Source organism: Candidatus Campbellbacteria bacterium (assembly GCA_034521025.1).
Classification (GTDB): Bacteria; Patescibacteriota; Minisyncoccia; order Phycocordibacterales; family JAXHMZ01; genus JAXHMZ01.
Map to the genome: position 1 here is coordinate 1 of JAXHMZ010000003.1, position 19,088 is coordinate 19,088.

A 19,088-nucleotide genomic window follows, 5' to 3' on the forward strand; every position below is an offset into this window, starting at 1 on the left:
CGTGGATTTCCTATCACAACAGAATCGTGTTGTAGCTGGAAAACAGATCCCCTACGATTCGAGGATATCAGCTGAAGGTCGCCATGTATTGGTTATCGGAGGAGGAGATACCGGATCGGATTGTGTCGGCACCTCTATCCGTCAGAAAGCCAAAAGTGTTACACAAATTGAGATCCTTCCAAAGCCCCCGGAAAAACGAACAGCTGACAATCCCTGGCCCTACTACGGTAAGATCCTTAAAACAACCACCTCGCATGAAGAGGGATGTAAACGGCGCTGGAATATTTCCACAGTAAAATTCAATGAACAGCAGCAGCGTGTTGTCTCTGCCGATATAGAACAGGTTGAGTGGAGCCTGGTGAATGGAAGTCACGCCATGAACCCCGTTCCCGGAACGAAAGAGACCATCCCGGCCGACCTGGTATTGCTTGCCATGGGGTTTGTGCACCCTGTGCTGGAGGGATTGGTAACTGATCTGGGACTCAACCTGTCCGAACGCAACAATATCAGGGTAAGCAGCAAACACCAGACCAGCATTGACAATGTATTTGCAGGAGGAGACGCCATTACAGGTGCAACTCTCATAGTGAATGCCATTGCCAGCGGACGGAGGGTTGCTAAAAGTGTGAATGAGTATCTGGTTGAGAAGCTGAAATAAGTTGAGCTATAAGTTTAGCCATAAGTAAAGCTTTCACTGCATACCTTCCATTTTATAGGTCCAACACTCAAAATTACATAGGACTGTGCGACTGTTTTATGCCTAAGGTATTTCCATACGAAAAGCAGCTCCCTCCTTTAACGAAAGTCCTGTCGGGAATGCAATTCTTAATGCCTCGTCACTGTAAGATGTAAAAGCATCCTGCGAGGGCACAAACTCTCTGAATACAAAGAATGACCGGCCCTCCAGGATAAGTTGCTTCAGATCCAGGGAACCGTGGATACATTCCAGAACGATTGCTGCCCGGGAAATGTTGATTGTCCCCAGCCGGTGCTTGTTGACCAGAAACAGCGTACCGGCAGCACATCAATTGCCGGTGATATTTTCATTACCTGGGTTTTTTCTTCGTAAGAATAACCGGTGAATTCCTATACCTCCACCCCTCATCGTTAATCAGCATCGTGCCCCTGCTATCGCTGAACTCCTTCACCCTCATCATATTGTTGATGCGGATACAGGCTATCGCTGGCTCCTGCTATTCGCTACTGTCCGATATCACCACTCACCTCTTCCTGGCAATCCTGCCTGTATCTTCTTCACCCACTCATTACATTAGTGCAAAAATCTTACCCTCCCTGCTATTTCCCGATGGCGACCGCCAAATCTGTCATCATTGTATCCACCACTCCCGGGGGTACAGTGGAGGTAATAATGGCATGGCTAAATTGAAGGGTTTTCTTTCTGAGTTTTTCAAATTCATTTACCAGGTATCCTGAAAGATGATCTATGTCAGTAAACCTTTGAAAATATAGATTTTCATTGCTTGTACTTTGTACTTCCACCATGCCTGATGTTTCATCAGTATGCTCAGTTTTAGCTTTCGCAGCTTTTCCCTCAGCGCTTTTTGCTACCTTGCATTTTGCTGACTGTCCCTCGCTGATTTGCCATTGAATGTGCCATGAAAAGAGAAAGGGTATGTTAACAGACTCACCGGGTTGCAGGGTGCCGGAGATATGGATAGCAGCCACACCCGGTTCGTTACCGATTTGCGAAACATCATCACCACGGCTCTTTAATATACCATCAGTCAGAAATTCCCTTTTAAAATGCTCATCTGCATCTGTTCTATCACTGTAGTGTAACAATGACATATTACTGTGGCCAGGAGTCATTATCCTTATTGCTCCAGATTCCGAACCGGGAGATTCACCTTGATAATTGCTGAAGGTAATACCCTCCCAACCACTGACTGAGTGTGATGTTATAGCTAATCTTTCGGAAATTGAAGCGTCACCTTGTAAAGCCGGATTGAGCGGATTCTCTATCATAAACAGAATGGAATATGTCATTTTTTTTCTACCCGGGTTGACCAGGTCCCATTCGATCACGGCAGCGGGCAAGCTGCTATTCAAAAGGTCAACAGGAATGAGAGGACTCCATGCATTCATGGTAACTTCCAGGGGAACCGACTCATCCAGCAGGTCGATGTTTACCACCGGGTATGCATTGTGAAAAACAGCCTCACTGAATCCTTGAATTCCTGACTGCTGAAGCATGTTTCTACCAGAAGACCTGATCCAGACTCTGCAACATGTCTCCACTAGAGATCCTGACGCCATTCGTACAATTGCGCTCCAACAAACGGACCACCGGTTCATTATCTTCAGCTGCTATATGCAAGGCAAAAAAAGACAGGAGATCATCCTCTTTCGCTGGCAAAGGGCTTTTCAATAGATCAAATTCACGTATACCACCACACCCATTCAGCACCATACTGCCGGTTCCAATCCCCCCCAGGGGTGTCTGAATTGAAGAGAGCTGCTCACCCGTGTATGAAATATCAATCCTGTGATCATCTTCTGAGCAGCCAGCAACTGCCAACACAACAAATACAATGAAAAATAAATTCCTCATCTGATATTCCGCATAAAACTGTTTAAAGATCTTTTCTATTCTTAATACAAAGATGGTTTTTATTATTTTGAAGCAGCAAGATGTCTGGTTTTTTAAGTTACCTGCGCTTGAGCAGCGTTCAGGCAGACAAATCAGATCAACTATAAAAAGAATTCGATGAACCCCTCATCATTCCAAAGATAGTTTTTGTTATTTTTGAAACAGAACGATGATCTGGTTTTTCGGTAAAATAAGCAGATAGTATGACATTTTGCTCACTTAACGAAACAACAAAGAATCTGAGTTGTTCAGAGTAAAATAAGGCTTATAAGAGCACCCTGCGCTTGAGCAGTGTTCAGGCGGACAAAATTGGGTTCACCTATAAAAAAATAGATGAAATGCAGGTCAGGATGCGGTGCATGTTGCATCGCACCATCCATAAGTTCTCCCATCCCGGGCATGCCTAACGGAAAACCGGCTGGAACGCGGTGTATACATTTAACAGATGATTTCAACTGCGGTATCTACAACCACCCGGATCGTCCGGCAGTATGTGATAAATTCCAGGCCGATCCGGCTGTATGCGGGATAGACAGGGAGGAAGCCATTATTCTGCTTTCTGTGCTGGAAGAGGGTTCCCTGTAAACGAACTCATTGGTTCCACATCGGTCCTGTTGCTGCCCCGCCCAGGAAATTTTTTCAATGGTACCCGGGCTCCTGGGCTAACCGGGTACGCTAAGGCTTGCACCACCGCTATAGCTTTAGCGCACAAGGTTAGCGGTGGTGCAAGCTTCCACCGGCGGCTGAAGTCTTTCTCCTAATTATCAAATCTCCTTATTGCTCAATGTAGTATCTGTCAAGTTATTGTAGCATAATGATAGACTGAGTCCATTTTTCAAATTACCAATCAGATCAGTTGCACCTTTCACTGAACTTTCAATATTTCATATTGTTCTAAGCAGTATAAAAAGACATCTTATGACAACCCACAAACAACACAAATTTACCAATCAACTTATCCACGAAAGCAGTCCGTATCTGTTGCAGCATGCACACAACCCGGTCGACTGGTACCCGTGGGGTGAAGAAGCATTAAAGAAAGCCAGGGAAGAGAACAAGCTCATGATTATCAGCATAGGCTACTCTGCCTGTCACTGGTGTCATGTTATGGAACATGAAAGCTTTGAAGACGAAGATGTTGCAGCATTCATGAATAAACATTTTGTATCGATAAAAGTTGACAGGGAGGAACGCCCTGATATTGACCAGGTATATATGAACGCGGTTCAACTGCTTACCGGTCAGGGTGGCTGGCCCCTGAACTGTATCGCCCTGCCTGATGGTCGCCCGATATACGGTGGAACCTATTTTACTTCCGAACAGTGGATTGAGGTACTTCGCCAGGTAAACGAATTTGTGCAAAATCATCCCGACAAAACTGAGGAGCAGGCACAACAGCTGACCCATGGTATACAGGTGCAGGAGTCAGCTTATATGAAAAGTGGTGATGTTGCTGAATTTAACCTGGAAGAATTGAAACAGATATTTTCCTCATGGAAAAGGCGACTTGATTTCAAACTTGGAGGTACCCTCGGAGCTCCAAAATTCCCATTGCCAGGTGGTTACCAATTCCTGCTGTTTTACCATTATCTCACAGGCGATAAAGAAGCACTGGAAGCTGTAACGTTAACGCTCACCAAGATGGCTGGCGGCGGAATATATGACCAGGTGGGAGGCGGCTTCGCGCGTTACGCTACAGACGAAAAATGGAAAGTGCCTCATTTTGAGAAAATGTTATACGACAATGCCCAGCTGGTCAGCCTGTACTCCAAGGCATACCAGTCAACAAAAATACCCCTGTTTAAAAAGGTCGTTACCGAAACGCTGACCTTTATCGAACGAGAGTTAACCTCAGATGAGGGCGGATTTTATTCTGCCCTGGATGCTGACAGCGAAGGGATCGAGGGGAAATACTATGTATGGAGTGTGCAGGAATTCAGGGAGGTTTTGGGAGAACATGCCGATTTGATGATCGATTATTATAACCTGGCGGAGGGAGGAAATTGGGAGAATGGCATAAATATCCTGTTTACAACGGACAACGCGGAAAGTCTGTTGGAAAAATATAAGCTTACAGCGGCTGAATTAGAAGAAATCGTGGATCATGCCAAAGAAAAACTGTTGGCCGCAAGGGAAAAAAGAGTGTATCCGGGACTGGACGACAAAATCCTGACATCGTGGAATGCATTAATGATACAGGGCTATATTGATGCATATAATGTTTTCGGGAACCGATCCTATCTTGATCATGCAGTTGCAAACGCTGAATTTTTGAAAAAGAATATGTTTTCAAAAGATTACCAGCTTTTTAGAAATTACAAAAACGGCAAGGCGTCCATTCATGGTTTCCTGGACGATTATGCATTTACCATTTCAGCATATATTTCATTGTACCAGGCCACCTTCGACGAAAATTGGCTGAATGATGCAAACAGGCTGTGTGCTTCTGTCCTTTCTCATTTTTACGACGACAACACCGGTATGTTGTATTATACCTCAGATACAGATCCGAAACTGGTTGCACGAAAAATGGAGATTCCCGACAATGTAATCCCATCGGCCAGCTCTGAAATGGCCAAGAACCTCTATCTGACAGGAAAATATTTCAACAATGATGACTATATCCTAAAGTCAAAAAGAATGCTCAACAATGTCAGGGAGCACGCAATGACCGGCGGTGAATACTACTCTAACTGGGATAATTTACATGCCTGGTTTGCCCGGGACCCCTTTGAGGTGGCAATTATCGGACCTGAATATGAGCTGATTAGACAGAGTTTTGAAAAGTATTATCTGCCCGATGTTTTCCTTATGGGAGGCAGGCAGGAGGGAAATTTACCACTGATGAAAAACAAACTGGTTGCTGGTCAGACCACCATCTACGTATGTAGAAACAAAACATGCAAACAGCCTGTCACAACTGCCGAAGATGCCCTGAAACAGATTTTAAACGATTGATTAGTTTCAAATTGCACATTGTTCCTGATATTATGTCACAGATATGCAAAGATGGGGATAGGAAGTGATGAGAGTCGATGTGAATGTAGTAGAGTCAACGTTGTTGTATTGATGACGGAACGTTGTAATGATGGAACGTTGAAGTAATGGGCTATGGAGTGATGTAATAAAGTGGTGAGGCTGTGATTGAATAGTACGTTGAAGTAAAGAAAGCGATGGAGTGAGTAGTCGTTGTCGAGAGGGAGTGATGGGTCTATTTGACAGGAAGAGAAAATAAAAGGATAAAACAAGGACTTTATTACTGTAACATAAGTGAGAAGCAAGCAGCATTTGATTGCTTATCTCAGTCTATTCAGCAAAATATCTTTCAGTTCATTTTTCACCTTCTCCATATCCATCTTTTTGCCCAGCTCCTTCTCCATCGAAGTAACCCCTTTTTCCTGAAATCCACAAGGATTGATATAGGTAAAGTAGTCCAAATCCGTATTGACATTAAAAGCAAACCCATGCATGGTCACATACCTGCTGGTGCGCACCCCGATGGCACATATCTTTCGGGCCTTGTGCGGATGATCCTCATCGATCCACACCCCGGTTGCCTCTTTCGATTGCGAAGCCTCAATTCCATAATTCCGGCAGATTTCAATGATCGACTCTTCCAGAAAACCGATATACCCCTTCAGTCCCATGTTATGCGATTCCAAATCGAGAATCGGATAGCCAACGATCTGTCCCGGCCCATGATAGGTAATATCTCCTCCCCTGTTGATCTTGTAATAGGTGGCGTCGATCTTCTCCAAAAACTCCTTATGAATCAACATATTGGTCTCATTCCCACTTTTACCAAGCGTATATACATGCGGATGCTCAACAAACAGCAGGTACTGTCCCGGGGGATCGCCCGGTCCGGCGGGGGTACCCGGATCACTCTGGCTCCCCTGCTCTCCCTGGTTATCCTGGTCCACCTGGCTGCCGCGGACTACCTGGCCTACCTTACGCTTATACTCCATCCATTTACCGAACAGCTCCTCCTGGTAGTCCCAGGTCTTTTTATAGTCCATGACCCCTAGGTCACGAAAAATTATTTCTGGCATCGCTTTGATTATTTTTTGATGTGTTTAGCCGCATGATACGAAGAGCGTACGAGCGGACTGCTTTCAACATGTGTAAATCCCTTCGTCAGGGCAATCTTTTCATATTCGGCAAACTTTTCAGGTGTTACATACACTTCCACCGGCAAATGTTCCATTGTCGGCTGAAGGTATTGTCCGATTGTCATAACCTCACAGCCCACTTCAATGAGATCATCCATTGTCTGAATAATCTCCTGTTCAGTTTCTCCCAGTCCCAGCATGATGCCTGACTTTGAAACACAGGGCGATTCACTGATCTGGCGGATCACCTGCAGGCTTGTATCATACCTGGCCCGTGTACGAATCTGGGGGGTTAGTCTTCTGACTGTCTCCAGGTTATGTGATATCACTTCAGGTCCCGCTTCAATAATTTGTCCGATCAGCTTTGCGTCCCCATCCATATCAGGGATCAGTGTCTCCATGGTAAGATCAGGGATCTCTTTTTTGAGTATACGGATCGTTTCCGCCCAGAAACCAGCCCCTTTGTCGGGCAGATCATCCCGGTCAACCGATGTAATTACCGCATGACTGATTCCCATCTTTCTGATAGAATCGGCAAGGCGATAAGGCTCGTCCGGATCCGGTGGCAATGGTCGTCCCGTATGAACGGCACAGAACTTACAGGCCCGTGTACATGTGTCGCCCAGGATCATAAACGTGGCAGTCCCCTCAGCCCAGCATTCACCTATATTCGGACAATTGCCGCTGGTGCAGATGGTATGCAGCCTGTTTTTTTGAACCACCTCCTTTACCTGCATATAGTGCTTACCCCCCGGCATCTGCATCTTCATCCAGTGTGGCAGACGCTTTCTTTCCTGACGTGCATCCATTGCTGCTATACTTTAAATTAAAAGTCCAAAAGTATAAAAAGCGTTGCAATATATTTTCAACTCTTCCCGAATTAAGTATACCAACCGGTAAACATGTTTTTGCAAACCTACTACATCCTGTTGCAAAAACTTTGGTAAGCTGTTAATAAATCACTGATATCCCTTTTTTCCTGATCCCGAATTCCTCACTTCCCTTACCTCCGCGGTGGATATTTCGTTATCGGAGGAACCAAATTCCATCCTGACATAGTTCAGTACATCCTTCACCTCCTGGTCGGAAAGATGCGGCAGGGGTGCCATGATCTGGTTGTAGATTTCGCCATTCACCTCAATCTCTCCATCCATTCCGTGAACCACGATACTGATGAGGGTTTCATTATCACCGTCCACCCATTCCTTATCCAGCGGAGGAAACATGCCGGGAACACCACTTCCATCGGCCTGATGACAGGGAAGACATTGTTTTGCATAGAGTTGCTTTCCCGGATGATTGGAAAGGTCAGCTGCTGGAATTACAGCAGACAACTCTTTCTTTACAGAATCAGGTGATACCGCTCGTGCATTTGCTTTTTTGCTCTTTCCTGAGCAGGATATTGCCATCAAGAAGAATAACAAATATTATTATAAATAACAGATTTCATAAGTATTAATCCTTTATTTAACTAATTGATATAAAATAATTTAACTATCGATTTTTATACAGGTAACTTGTAGCCTCACAGAAAAATATTTTCAATGGTGCTCAGCGAGCCCTCATCATGGAAGAGTTCGCTATCGGCACATTTATACATGTCCTTTTGTCTTTGCACCGCTGAACCTTTAGCTCGGCGAAGCCAAATACCTATTCTCAATGATGAGGGGTTCATATGTATTAATTCTTTATTTAAATGCTTGATATAAAATAATATAACTATTGTTTTAACTACAAGTGACTGGAATAAGCTATTCATATCAAGTATTAAGCCAGGGAAGTATAATGATGAAGAATTCCTCCGCTATTCAAAAGAGAGGCCAACATATCCCAGCGAAATTAGCGTAATTATCCTGAATTTTCTAACCTGTAAAGAATATCCTCCAAACCCGACCCTTTCTGGAATCGACAACATACAGCGAACCATCGGATCCGACAGCCAGACCGCATGGCCGGTGTTCGGCATCATCCCGGGTTTTTAACCTCTTTCTGTTGAGAAAATCCATCGGCAAACACTTCCCAGTCGCCCGAAGGGAGAGCTCCGGAAAACGGCACGAAAGCGATATTATAGCCCTCCTGAGGAAGCGGAGCACGGTTCCATGAACCGTGAAAAGCAACAAATGCACCATGGTGGTAACTTTCAGGAAATTGGGTATTACTGTAGAATAAAAGATCATTTGGAGCAATATGTGCCGGAAAACTCATGATCGGATCTGTCTTAGCTTCACACCGACCTATTATCTCTCCGTCACCACCGTATTCAGGAGCAAGCACCTTTGCTTTCCCTGAAAGGAATTATAGTAGCAGTAGGGCCATCCGAAATCAGCTCCATCATCCAGCATCAGGAATTCCTCAGCAGGCAAATCAGCATTTTGCTGTTCGTCATACATCTCAGGAAAAAATTGATGAAGTTGATCCTTCCATGTTGTACGGCGTACAATTTTCCTGCATGATCATTCCATTTCAGTGCCACAGCATGACGTATACCGGTTGAATAGCGGTATCCATCCCTCATCTGATCCTGGCCAGCCACATCATCCTTAAATCGCCAGACGCCACCGGCATAATCGAGGATCGGACACTGGATCCATACCGGGTGATCCTTTGGTACGCATCTGTTCCATACAGGCGTTTGAAGGTGCTCCGATGGTCACATACATATTTCCTTCTCCATCAAACTCAAAGGGTTTTGCAGCGTGCTGCCTTTCATCAACCAATCCACCGGCAATAATCTCATAATCCTCTTGCGGCAGCAGATCTTCAGCATTGGAAAAGGGATAACGCACAACCATTGAATCTGCGCTAGAATAGAGAAATCCTTTGTGCATCTCTATTCCAGTTCCGGAGACTGAACCAAAATACTTTATCAGATCTGCTTTCCCATCGCCTGTCGTATCCCTCAGCGCAACGGCGCCTTTGCCATCCTGCAAATTGCGTAATGAAACATAGACATCGCCATTCTCTCTTACAGTAATATGTCTGCCGGGTCCCAACTCATCCGCCACTATAATTGCAGAAAACCCTTCGGACAATGTCAATCCTCCATTTTCAGTATCAGCGGTCAATTCATTACTTGCCGGCTGGTTGCAGGCTGTAGCAAGTATAAGTGCCAGAAAAGAATGATATAAAACTCTCATAATTCATCGATTTGGTTTCTATTTAATAACAACCCAAATGGATAAGAGTTTAATAGAAAGCCACAATCGGGGATTCCCAATTGTGGCTTTTTATAAATGCATGCCTCTTCCTACGATTCTACAGCAATATATAAACTACCACCCGATCCTTAAATATCCCACGTACAAGCGAACTACAGGTAAAATAAGAGATGGGGCTTCATAAATGGCGATCAACCGGCATTTTCACTACCGACAGATAACCCCATGAATCTTAGGCGGTCCTGCAGTAAACTGCTAACCTGAAGCATATGTTGGATTCTGCAGTAGAAATCGATATTCCACGGTAAACATTGCTTTCCTCCAGTAAATATTACGATCAACAAGAGCTTCTGAATCACTGTTAATACTCTTCCAGCTCCCTTTCAACATCCTTGTCGCCTCTGCCTGAGAGGTTAATCAGTGCCACTTCATCCTTTTTGTCCTTCATTAGTTTCATGGCGAGTGCAATGGCGTGTGACGATTCGATGGCGGGAATAATACCCTCCAGCTTAGAGAGCAATCTGAATGCCTGGATCGCCTCCTTATCGGTAACAACATGGTATTGCGCGCGACCTGTATCCTTCAGGTTGGCATGTTGCGGACTGATACCCGGGTAATCGAGTCCGGCAGCGATAGACCATGACTGTGCAGGTTTATCATCATGATCCATGAGACAATAGGAGAAAGTACCCTGGAAGACGCCCTGTTTGCCGAGGTTTAGTGTAGCGGCTGTTTTAGGGAGGGCTCCTTCCCCACCTCCTTCAGCGCCATGAATGGCCACTGAGGTGTCGTCGAGAAATCCCTGGAAGAGTCCGATTGCATTCGATCCACCTCCTACACATGCGTAGATGCTATCGGGCAGTTTACCCTCGGCTTCAAGGAACTGCTCACGAGCCTCCTTTCCGATGATACTCTGGAAGAATCCTACAATGTTGGGATAAGGGTGCGGACCAACCTGTGAGCCAAGGCAGTAGAAGGAATCTGGATTCTCGATAAAGTAGCCCAGTGCGGCATCCACTGCATCAGCAAGGGTCTGTGACCCCTGTGTTGCAGGCAGTACTTCGGCACCCAGCAGCTTCATCCGGCTCACGTTCATCGCCTGGCGCTTAATATCGACAGCACCCATGAACACCTTGCAGGGAATACCAAATAGTGCTGCAGCTGTGGCGGTTGCAACGCCGTGCTGACCGGCCCCGGTTTCGGCGATCACCTCTTTGGCACCCATATGTTTGGCCATCAGGATCTGTCCCACAGTGTTGTTGATCTTGTGGGCCCCGGTATGGTTCAGGTCTTCGCGTTTCAGGTAGATCTTGCTTCCTACCTCAGCTGAAAGCCTTTCTGCCAGGAAGAGCGGTGAGGGTCTGCCTACGTAATATTTCAGGTAGTACTCATATTCAAGGTTAAAGTCGACATCGTTTTTCAATTTAAAAAAACTTTCGGCAAGGCGTGTGAGGTTCGGTTCTAGCACCGGCGGAACAAATGCACCGCCGTATTGTCCGTAATATCTGTTTTTGTTGTTGTTGTTGAAGGTTCCATGTTTTGTTGTATGTTTTTTGACTCGTTTTGCTAGTGTATGCTTAACTCTGTTTATAATGATGAGCATCTTGTAAATGAAGCATGCCGGAGTTTGTGATGCAGGCATATGTTTGCCTGCGTTCGCCATCCCCAGGAAAGGCATTGGCTAATCCACCATATCAAAACTTTATGTATCATTAACATTCTTTTTACATTACACATTAACAGACATTTTGCATCTACGGAGCCAGGGTCCCTTTGGCACCTTACTGCTATAGCCATTCGGCATCTACGGAGCCGGGGTCCCTTTCGCACCTTTACTGCCTTATGCTACATGACCTGTGGATTCCGATAGGGCTAAGCCACATAGCTCCCAATGCAGCTGATTTAAAAAAGCCCCGGAATTTCCCGAGGCTTTTTGTTCCTTTTCAGTACTCTCCCATTCTCACCGCAGTAAGTTATGCCACCACCAAAACTGAGAATGTGAAATGGTTGTCATAATCATCGATTTAATATACAAATATGAATAATAATTTTTTAATTCAAAACAGATCCGAGTTATTTGAACCCGATCCATATAAATTTAGCTATATCCCATCAAATAACAGCATAAAAAGACTTTAAATATCTGGCATGCACATTGAAATTGTGACATTTCATATGTATTAATACTTTATTTAACTACTTGATATAAAATAATTTAAATATCGTATTAACGACAAGTAAGTTATTCGTCCTCCTAAGTCGGCCTCATGAGCTCCACTTCGTTCCGGTTGTTACCTCGCATAATAAAATATACTCAAAGGTGCTCGGCGAACCGAACGCAGTGAGCTCGCGAATACCGCTAAAATATAACTCTATATGAGCAACCCTCATCATCGAACAGTCCGCTACGGAAACATTTATACATCTCCTTTTGCCTTTGCACCGCTGAACCTTTAGCTCGGCGAAGCCAAATATCTATTTCCAATGATGAGGGGTTCATCCGATAGTTTTAAGCTGGTAAATGAAATCCGACAAGTTGGACAGCAATCAACCATGTACTTCAGAATAAAAAAAGACTTAACAACATGATCGACCGCGATAGCAACAAGCAGCGAGCTCACTAAGCTCATTTAACAACCGGAACGATGTGGAGCTCATAATTCCGACAAAGGTGGAAGAATAATTAACCGACAGTCTAAAAGACAGGTTAACTTATTATATTTCTATATTTTATATAAGCATATTAAAGATAAATACCTTCATCTTTGGGGAGTTTGCTTTACGAACAAAAATCCCTCATTCTTAACCTGTATTGTTATTCAATTCACAAAACATTTTGTCACTCCCCTTTTTAGCGCTATTTTTGCAGGAAACCGGAACAGATGAGAACGGAAAAGGATTTTCTGGGTGAGATACAGTTACCTGCCGAAGCATTATACGGCATCCATTCCGCGCGCGCATCCGTAAACTTCCCTAACCAGGAGCCTTTTCACATCGAATGGTACAAAGCGACCGGCAAGGTAAAACTGGCCTGTTACGAAACAGTCATAAAATTCAGGAAGGCAATTGAGAAGGAGCATCCTGGTTTGCTTTCGGAGCTAAGAATCCCTTCTGCAAAAATACTTGATGCCCTGCTAGCGGCTGCCACCGAGGTCAGCTCGGGCGAGCACTATCTACATTTTGTCGTTCCCGCGGTACAGGGAGGAGCGGGTACGAGCATCAACATGAACATCAACGAGATCATTGCCAACAGGGCCCTGCAGCTGATTGGAAAGGAGCCTGGGAGTTACAACATCATCGACCCCATCGAAACCGCCAACATCTATCAGTCGACCAATGATGTGGTTCCCACCGCCCTCACCGTGGCTGTCATGGAACTGCTCAATCAATTGGAGTCAGCCGTAAACGGCACACGCCAGGAGACCGAAAAGCTTGAAAAAAAACACAGGAGCACGGTGCGGGTCAGCTATACACAGTTACAAGAGGCGGTACCGGGCACCTACGGACAGCTTTTCGGCACGTACAGTGAAGCTTTTTCGCGCGACTGGTGGAGGATCTCGAAAGCCTTTGAGCGGATCAAGCAGGTCAACCTGGGCGGTGGTGCGACAGGCACCGGCATCTCTATTCCGAGGTTCTATATCATGGAGGTGGTCGGCCAGCTAAGGAAGATCACCGGACTGCCCCTCGCACAAGGGGAAAATCTCACAGACATTACCACCAACCAGGATTCGCTGGTGGAGGTGCATGCCATTCTGAAGGCGCATGCGGTCAGCCTGGAGAAGATGGTGAGCGATCTGCGGCTGCTCTCGTCGGGACTTTCCGGGGAAAGAGAGTTGCACCTTCCTGCGCGCCAGGCAGGCAGCTCGATCATGCCAGGCAAGGTAAACCCCGTGATCCCCGAGTATGTTATCTCAGCGGCGCATCAGATCTACAGCAACGACCAGCTGATTACCGCACTTGCGGGTCAGGGCAATTTAGAGCTGAACGCCTATTTGCCCTCCATCGGTGGTGCGATGATCGGCAGCCTGAAGCTGCTCATTTCCATGGATAAAGCGGTGAAGGAGCATCTGCTCGGCGGGATAGAGATCGATGCCCGGTTGGCCGCATCAAGGCTGTTTCATAGTCAGGCGGTAACCACTGCCCTATCGCCCCTCATCGGCTACCACCGGTCAGCCGAGCTTTCAGCATACATGAAAAAGCAGCGGGTGGATATTTTTGCAGCCAACGAGGCATTGGGTATGGTACCGGTCGACAAACTCAAAAAGATTATGACCGCCGAGCAGCTGTTGAAAAAAGGTTTTTCGGTACAGGATATCATTGAATTTAATAAGGAGGAGCAGTGAAGGGAAGCAATTCAAAGCCGCATATAGGGATTTTCGGAAGGCGGAACAACGGGAAAAGCTCGCTGATCAACTCACTGACGGGTCAGGATGTCGCCATTGTCTCCGAGGTTCCCGGGACGACGACCGATCCGGTTAAGAAATCGATTGAGATCCCGGGGATCGGTCCGGTGGTGATGATTGATACTGCGGGGATGGATGATATCGGGGAGCTGGGTGGCAAGCGTGTGGGGCGAACGCGGGACACGATCAGGAAGATTGATCTTGGGGTTCTTGTGTTGGCAATGAACCAGTTTGGAGCGCCAGAGGAGCAGATGGTCACTGAGTTTGAGAAGTGGGAGGTTCCGTGGGTGCTGGTGCATAACAAAAGTGATCTTCAGCCAGTGGAGAGCGTGTTGCTTGACAAGCTTGGTACGGAGCATGCCGGGCAGTTGATTGAATATTCATCGGTTGATCCTGTGAATAAAGAGTTGCTGGTGAAGTTGATGCGCGACCACATCCCGGAGACAGCCTATCTCTCGAAATCGCTGGTGGGTGATATCATTCGGCAGGGTGATTTGGTTTTGCTTATTACTCCTATCGATGATGAAGCGCCGGAGGGTCGCCTGATCCTTCCCCAGGTACAGGCGATCAGGGATATTTTAGACAATGATGCCATTGCCGTGGTGGCGAAGGAGCGGGAGATCGACACCTTGCTGAGGAGACTGCAACCCCGACCGGCGCTAGCGATCTGCGACAGCCAGGTATTTCTGAAGGCAGATGGTTCCGTGCCGCCGGATATTCCCCTGACCAGCTTCAGTACGGTGCTGGCGCGGTACAAAGGCGATTTTGAAAATTACCTGCGGGGGACGCCCAGGCTTTCAGCATTGAAGAGCGGCGACAAGGTGTTGATTTTGGAGTCGTGCACGCATCATGTGTCGTGTGACGATATCGGGCGGGTGAAAATTCCGCGGTGGTTGTCACAGTTCAGTGGTGCAGAGCTTGAGTACGAGGTGGTGAGCGGTTTGAGCGATGTACCGGGGGAGATCACCGATTACAGCATGGTGATTCAGTGCGGCGCATGTATGATTACACGAAAACAGCTGATTAACAGGTTGAAGCCCGCTGTTGATGCGGGGGTTCCGGTAACCAATTACGGGATGGCGATTGCCTGGATGCAGGGGATTTACAGCCGGGCGATTGCTCCGTTTGTGAAGGAGAGTTGGACCGATACAGATTATTTATAATGCGGATCGCTCAGCACTATGGGCAACTACCTCAGTCATATGATAATCGCTTCGCAAATAGCCGGACCGATACAGAATGATCATGGGGCAATGACACTGTTTCAGCAGACCGATACATGTATTGATGAATGATATCCTGATTGATGAGGCATGATTTTAAAATTTATATACATCAAGGATATATGGAGATGAGGATAAAGGAGATTTTACAAAAAGAGAGACTGGAGAAGCATGACCTGATCTCCATGCTGTCGGCGGAGGGTGAGGAGAAGAAGCAGCTTTTTCGCTATGCTGCGCAGGTGAAGCAGGAGCATGTAGGAAACAAGGTATATTTTCGCGGGTTGATTGAGTTTTCGAATATCTGTTCGAAGGATTGTTACTACTGTGGGATCAGGAAGGGCAACAAGAAGGTATCGCGGTATAATTTATCGGATGAAGAGATTCTTGAAGCGGCCCGTTTTGCGTATGAGAACAACTATGGTTCGGTCGTATTACAGGGGGGAGAGATTGATTCCCCGAAGTTCACGGAACGGATCGAGCGGTTGCTGCAAGAGATTAAAAAACTATCGGATGGAGGATTGGGCATTACCCTTTCCCTCGGGGAGCAATCGCGCGACACCTATGCGCGTTGGATGGAAGCCGGGGCGCACAGGTACCTTCTTCGCATCGAATCGTCGAGCAGGGCATTGTTCAACAAGATCCATCCCCACGATGAGCACCATGAATTTGATAGGCGGTATGACTGTCTTCGCACCCTGCAGGAGTTGGGTTATCAGGCAGGTACAGGGGTGATGATCGGTCTGCCGTTTCAATCCGTGGAGGATCTGGCGGACGATTTATTGTTCATGCAGTCGTTTGATGTTGACATGGTGGGAATGGGACCATATATTGAGCACCACGACACACCGCTGTATGCATTCAGGGATCAGTTATTGCCGATTGGGGAGCGGTTTGATCTGGCGTTAAAGATGATTGCCACGCTGCGGATATTGATGAAGGACATTAACATTGCCGCTGCTACGGCCCTTCAGGCGATCGACCCGTTAGGAAGGGAGAAGGCGGTAAAGATTGGGGCGAATGTAATTATGCCGAATGTGACGCCCGGGTTGTTCCGGAACGATTACGCGTTGTATGAGAACAAGCCGTGTACCGATGAGGAGCCGGATCAGTGCAAGGGGTGTCTGGATGCGCGGTTGAAGTTGGCCGACGGGGAGATCGGGTATGGCGAATGGGGAGATTCACGGCATTTCTTGAAGCGGAATAAGGGATAGAAGGATATATAAATCTTCCAAAAACGTTCGATTTTCAATTAATGATTATCCACAGAGTTCTTTAGCTGCAAAGCTAAAAATATACGAAACCCCATTATAATCTATTATACTGCATGTTAAGAATTATGTCTACTCCCTTCAAGGTACAGGGCAGGTCATCGATTAATTCTGGACATGAAACATATAAAATTGGGCAGGTCTCAGATATGTTTGGGCAGGTCCCAGATATGTATGGGGAGGAACCTAGATATGTATGGGGAGGAACCAGATATGTATGGGTGGTCCCAGTAAATTCGGGGCAGGTAATGCTCTCGAACTTTATGATCCAGCCACATCTACTCTATTGAAAGACTAATTAAAATAGTTGTATCTTTGTTTTATGGTCATAAATGAGAAAATCTCTGGCAGAATAGATGATTTCAAATCATTGTGCGAAAGTCACAAGGTTAAATACCTATATGCCTTTGGCTCTTCAGTTGCAGGTAATTTTGACGAGAAAAAAAGCGATATAGATTTACTCGTGGAGATTGACTCTTCAGATCCATTGATAAGGGTGAGGCTCTTATGTCCTTATGGGATAATTTCGAAGATTTCTTCCATAGTAAAGTTGATCTTCTTACAAATTCATCTATTAGAAATCCATACCTTCAAAAAAGTATTGATTCAACGAAAGTTCTTATTTATGACGGACAAAGGAAAAAAGTACTTATCTGATATTTTACATGCAATTGAGCTAGTAGAACAATTTACAGAATCAATTACTGATTACAATCATTTTCTTTCTGATTTAAAAACTCAGAGTGCTGTAAGAAAGGCAACTTGGAATAATTGGTGAAGCTGTTAATAGATTTGACCAACATTGTCCGGAATCATCTATTCAAAATGCTAAAAAAATTGTTGGATTCAGAAACAGGTTAATCCATGCTTATGACTCCATTGATTCCAGTATCATTTGGACAATTGTAAGGAGACATTTAACTCCGTTAAAAAAGGAAGTATTTGGTAAATTAATATAGAGCAGGTAGTTAGAAGCATTATGGAACAGGAACAGATCAAAGAGATTATTATTAAGGAGATAGCAAAAACCGAGCGGTTGATTAATGAATACCGTGAAATGAGTCAGCCCGTAGCCCCCGACGATGCGATAGGTCGGATCACCCGAATGGATGCGATCAACAACAAGAGTGTAACGGAGGCCTCCTTGCGGCAGGCTGAGGAGAAGTTAAAGAACCTGAACCGAGTATTATCAAAAATCGGCACGAAAGAGTTCGGTATTTGTCAGAAATGCGGCAAGGAGATCCACATCCGCCGGATCATCTTTCGTCCGGAGAGTTTGCTATGTGTAGACTGTGCCAATTAGGATCATTTGTTAACATTCCCACTTCATATAATATGTTTCCCGTTTCAGTGATGTCCGCTTAATATTTGAACTATTTTTTGCGCCCCTTTATAAATAAGGATTTCGTGGGTTATACAATTTTTCCAATTAGAAATCAGAACTTCGATTCATTTTCTTTTTTTTGCAACAAATATACCACCTTATATTACAGATTTATAGCGCATTAATAATTCCGAGGTGCAGCAAAAACCTCGACAATTTTAAGTCAACTACCCTCCTACTTCAATAGATTCTCCAATCTTCACTTCAATAGAAATTTCCACCCCTTCAACGGATTGATCTCAGAAACCTTCCCATCCTCAGTAAAATTCTGTCAAACTTCATCCGATAAATAACCCACCTTTTGTCCAGATATTTCCTTATCTGAGCACATTAACAGAACAAAAAGTCTGTTAATGATGAAAAAGATAGAAACAAGGATATTCCGATTAGGTGGAATACTACAGCTTGGTTTTCCTCAGCTAGAGCGAAATGAGATTGAAGCATTCAGGAGTTTAAAAGGGTTTCGGTTTTGCGGAGCTTTAAAGATGTGGCACATCATCTATTACAAGGGCGTTGTGGGGTATCTGAACGGATTGCATAAGGGCAGGTATCTGTTTCTTGAAGACATGACAGACCTGAGGCATATCCAGGATGTACAGGCTGAGCAACAGAGGAAGGTAGCTCATGTTAAGCTTGACAAAGCAGCAGGCATGATGTACGTGAAGCACACTTATGACACCCACTTTTACAAGGCCCTCCGGGTATTGGAGGATTCACATTACGACTCAGTGAACAGGAGGTGGACCATACCATTGGGAGAAAACTACGCGAAGTTATGCAAATCAGCAAAATCCTATGCATTTGAAATAGAAGCTTCTACAATTGAAAAGAGCACGGAAGTCGAAGATGACTGAGAAACAGGACCCGGCCGCAGGAAAGGCGATCGGTTTTCAGTGACGAAGAGATTGTTTTACTGGAAAGATTTGAGC

18 protein-coding genes are annotated in these 19,088 nt (G+C 45.4%); 10 read left to right on the forward strand and 8 right to left on the reverse strand.

All coding sequences use genetic code 11. The annotated features are described in order from the left end of the window. Window positions 1–658, forward strand: a 658-nt coding sequence (locus tag U5L75_00640; protein MDZ7726072.1) for an FAD-dependent oxidoreductase, incomplete at its 5' end; no start/stop codon positions are given. A 638-nt stretch (window positions 659–1,296) separates the two neighbouring features. On the opposite strand, the gene U5L75_00645 is transcribed toward U5L75_00640, so the two are convergent. Together U5L75_00645 and U5L75_00650 are read right to left on the reverse strand one after the other, a co-directional pair. Next, complete coding sequence (locus tag U5L75_00645) at window positions 1,297–2,214, reverse strand: GH116 family glycosyl-hydrolase (GenBank protein MDZ7726073.1); 918 nt, start codon at window positions 2,212–2,214, stop codon at window positions 1,297–1,299. Window positions 2,215–2,218: 4 nt separating this feature from the next. Continuing rightward, window positions 2,219–2,572 (reverse strand): hypothetical protein, encoded by a 354-nt coding sequence (locus U5L75_00650; protein MDZ7726074.1) that lies wholly within the window; start codon window positions 2,570–2,572, stop codon window positions 2,219–2,221. Between the two features lie 372 nt (window positions 2,573–2,944). Here U5L75_00650 and U5L75_00655 point away from each other — a divergent pair, with 372 nt between their 5' ends. Then, window positions 2,945–3,196 (forward strand): YkgJ family cysteine cluster protein, encoded by a 252-nt coding sequence (locus tag U5L75_00655; protein ID MDZ7726075.1) that lies wholly within the window; start codon window positions 2,945–2,947, stop codon window positions 3,194–3,196. Between the two features lie 333 nt (window positions 3,197–3,529). After that, window positions 3,530–5,569 (forward strand): thioredoxin domain-containing protein, encoded by a 2,040-nt coding sequence (locus U5L75_00660; GenBank protein ID MDZ7726076.1) that lies wholly within the window; start codon window positions 3,530–3,532, stop codon window positions 5,567–5,569. Between the two features lie 338 nt (window positions 5,570–5,907). On the opposite strand, the gene lipB is transcribed toward U5L75_00660, so the two are convergent. The 6 genes from lipB to trpB all read right to left on the reverse strand — a co-directional run bounded on the left by lipB (window position 5,908) and on the right by trpB (window position 11,559). Beyond that, window positions 5,908–6,663, reverse strand: a complete 756-nt coding sequence (lipB, locus tag U5L75_00665; GenBank protein MDZ7726077.1) for a lipoyl(octanoyl) transferase LipB — start codon at window positions 6,661–6,663, stop codon at window positions 5,908–5,910. Between the two features lie 8 nt (window positions 6,664–6,671). Continuing rightward, window positions 6,672–7,532, reverse strand: a complete 861-nt coding sequence (lipA, locus tag U5L75_00670; GenBank protein ID MDZ7726078.1) for a lipoyl synthase — start codon at window positions 7,530–7,532, stop codon at window positions 6,672–6,674. Window positions 7,533–7,682: 150 nt separating this feature from the next. Beyond that, on the reverse strand, window positions 7,683–8,132 hold the full coding sequence (locus U5L75_00675) for a cytochrome c (GenBank protein MDZ7726079.1): 450 nt from the start codon (window positions 8,130–8,132) through the stop codon (window positions 7,683–7,685). Window positions 8,133–8,688: 556 nt separating this feature from the next. Then, window positions 8,689–8,997, reverse strand: coding sequence for a hypothetical protein (locus U5L75_00680; protein MDZ7726080.1), 309 nt, complete (start codon window positions 8,995–8,997; stop codon window positions 8,689–8,691). 266 nt (window positions 8,998–9,263) lie between these two features. Further along, a complete protein-coding gene (locus U5L75_00685) occupies window positions 9,264–9,860 on the reverse strand; it encodes a hypothetical protein (GenBank protein MDZ7726081.1) in 597 nt (198 codons plus the stop codon). A gap of 382 nt (window positions 9,861–10,242) precedes the next feature. After that, complete coding sequence (trpB, locus tag U5L75_00690) at window positions 10,243–11,559, reverse strand: tryptophan synthase subunit beta (GenBank protein ID MDZ7726082.1); 1,317 nt, start codon at window positions 11,557–11,559, stop codon at window positions 10,243–10,245. A gap of 1,204 nt (window positions 11,560–12,763) precedes the next feature. Between trpB and U5L75_00695 the strand changes: the two genes are divergently transcribed. From U5L75_00695 to U5L75_00725, 7 genes are all read left to right on the forward strand, one after another. Then, a complete protein-coding gene (locus U5L75_00695; GenBank protein ID MDZ7726083.1) occupies window positions 12,764–14,224 on the forward strand; it encodes a lyase family protein in 1,461 nt (486 codons plus the stop codon). Continuing rightward, window positions 14,221–15,447 carry a [FeFe] hydrogenase H-cluster maturation GTPase HydF gene (gene hydF, locus U5L75_00700; protein MDZ7726084.1) on the forward strand — a complete coding sequence of 409 codons (1,227 nt, stop codon included), beginning with the start codon at window positions 14,221–14,223 and terminating at the stop codon, window positions 15,445–15,447. The genes U5L75_00695 and hydF overlap by 4 nt, the downstream gene beginning before the upstream one ends. Before the next feature lie 182 nt (window positions 15,448–15,629). Next, window positions 15,630–16,718, forward strand: a complete 1,089-nt coding sequence (gene hydE / locus U5L75_00705) for a [FeFe] hydrogenase H-cluster radical SAM maturase HydE (protein MDZ7726085.1) — start codon at window positions 15,630–15,632, stop codon at window positions 16,716–16,718. Between the two features lie 379 nt (window positions 16,719–17,097). Beyond that, window positions 17,098–17,553, forward strand: coding sequence for a nucleotidyltransferase domain-containing protein (locus U5L75_00710; protein ID MDZ7726086.1), 456 nt, complete (start codon window positions 17,098–17,100; stop codon window positions 17,551–17,553). Continuing rightward, a complete protein-coding gene (locus U5L75_00715) occupies window positions 17,546–17,734 on the forward strand; it encodes a HepT-like ribonuclease domain-containing protein (protein MDZ7726087.1) in 189 nt (62 codons plus the stop codon). The genes U5L75_00710 and U5L75_00715 overlap by 8 nt, the downstream gene beginning before the upstream one ends. Before the next feature lie 20 nt (window positions 17,735–17,754). Further along, complete coding sequence (locus U5L75_00720; GenBank protein ID MDZ7726088.1) at window positions 17,755–18,078, forward strand: TraR/DksA C4-type zinc finger protein; 324 nt, start codon at window positions 17,755–17,757, stop codon at window positions 18,076–18,078. 434 nt (window positions 18,079–18,512) lie between these two features. Continuing rightward, on the forward strand, window positions 18,513–19,013 hold the full coding sequence (locus U5L75_00725) for a hypothetical protein (protein ID MDZ7726089.1): 501 nt from the start codon (window positions 18,513–18,515) through the stop codon (window positions 19,011–19,013). Window positions 19,014–19,088 lie beyond the last annotated feature (75 nt).

Coding starts and splice junctions, on each gene's coding strand:
- U5L75_00645 (MDZ7726073.1), bottom strand. CDS start 2,214: ATGCTTCAGCAGTCAGGAATTCAAGGATTCAGTGAGGCTGTTTTTCAC.
- U5L75_00650 (MDZ7726074.1), bottom strand. CDS start 2,572: ATGAGGAATTTATTTTTCATTGTATTTGTTGTGTTGGCAGTTGCTGGC.
- U5L75_00655 (MDZ7726075.1), top strand. CDS start 2,945: ATGAAATGCAGGTCAGGATGCGGTGCATGTTGCATCGCACCATCCATA.
- U5L75_00660 (MDZ7726076.1), top strand. CDS start 3,530: ATGACAACCCACAAACAACACAAATTTACCAATCAACTTATCCACGAA.
- lipB (MDZ7726077.1), bottom strand. CDS start 6,663: ATGCCAGAAATAATTTTTCGTGACCTAGGGGTCATGGACTATAAAAAG.
- lipA (MDZ7726078.1), bottom strand. CDS start 7,532: ATGGATGCACGTCAGGAAAGAAAGCGTCTGCCACACTGGATGAAGATG.
- U5L75_00675 (MDZ7726079.1), bottom strand. CDS start 8,132: ATGGCAATATCCTGCTCAGGAAAGAGCAAAAAAGCAAATGCACGAGCG.
- U5L75_00685 (MDZ7726081.1), bottom strand. CDS start 9,860: ATGAGAGTTTTATATCATTCTTTTCTGGCACTTATACTTGCTACAGCC.
- trpB (MDZ7726082.1), bottom strand. CDS start 11,559: ATGCCTTTCCTGGGGATGGCGAACGCAGGCAAACATATGCCTGCATCA.
- U5L75_00695 (MDZ7726083.1), top strand. CDS start 12,764: ATGAGAACGGAAAAGGATTTTCTGGGTGAGATACAGTTACCTGCCGAA.
- hydE (MDZ7726085.1), top strand. CDS start 15,630: ATGGAGATGAGGATAAAGGAGATTTTACAAAAAGAGAGACTGGAGAAG.
- U5L75_00710 (MDZ7726086.1), top strand. CDS start 17,098: ATGGTCATAAATGAGAAAATCTCTGGCAGAATAGATGATTTCAAATCA.
- U5L75_00720 (MDZ7726088.1), top strand. CDS start 17,755: ATGGAACAGGAACAGATCAAAGAGATTATTATTAAGGAGATAGCAAAA.
- U5L75_00725 (MDZ7726089.1), top strand. CDS start 18,513: ATGATGAAAAAGATAGAAACAAGGATATTCCGATTAGGTGGAATACTA.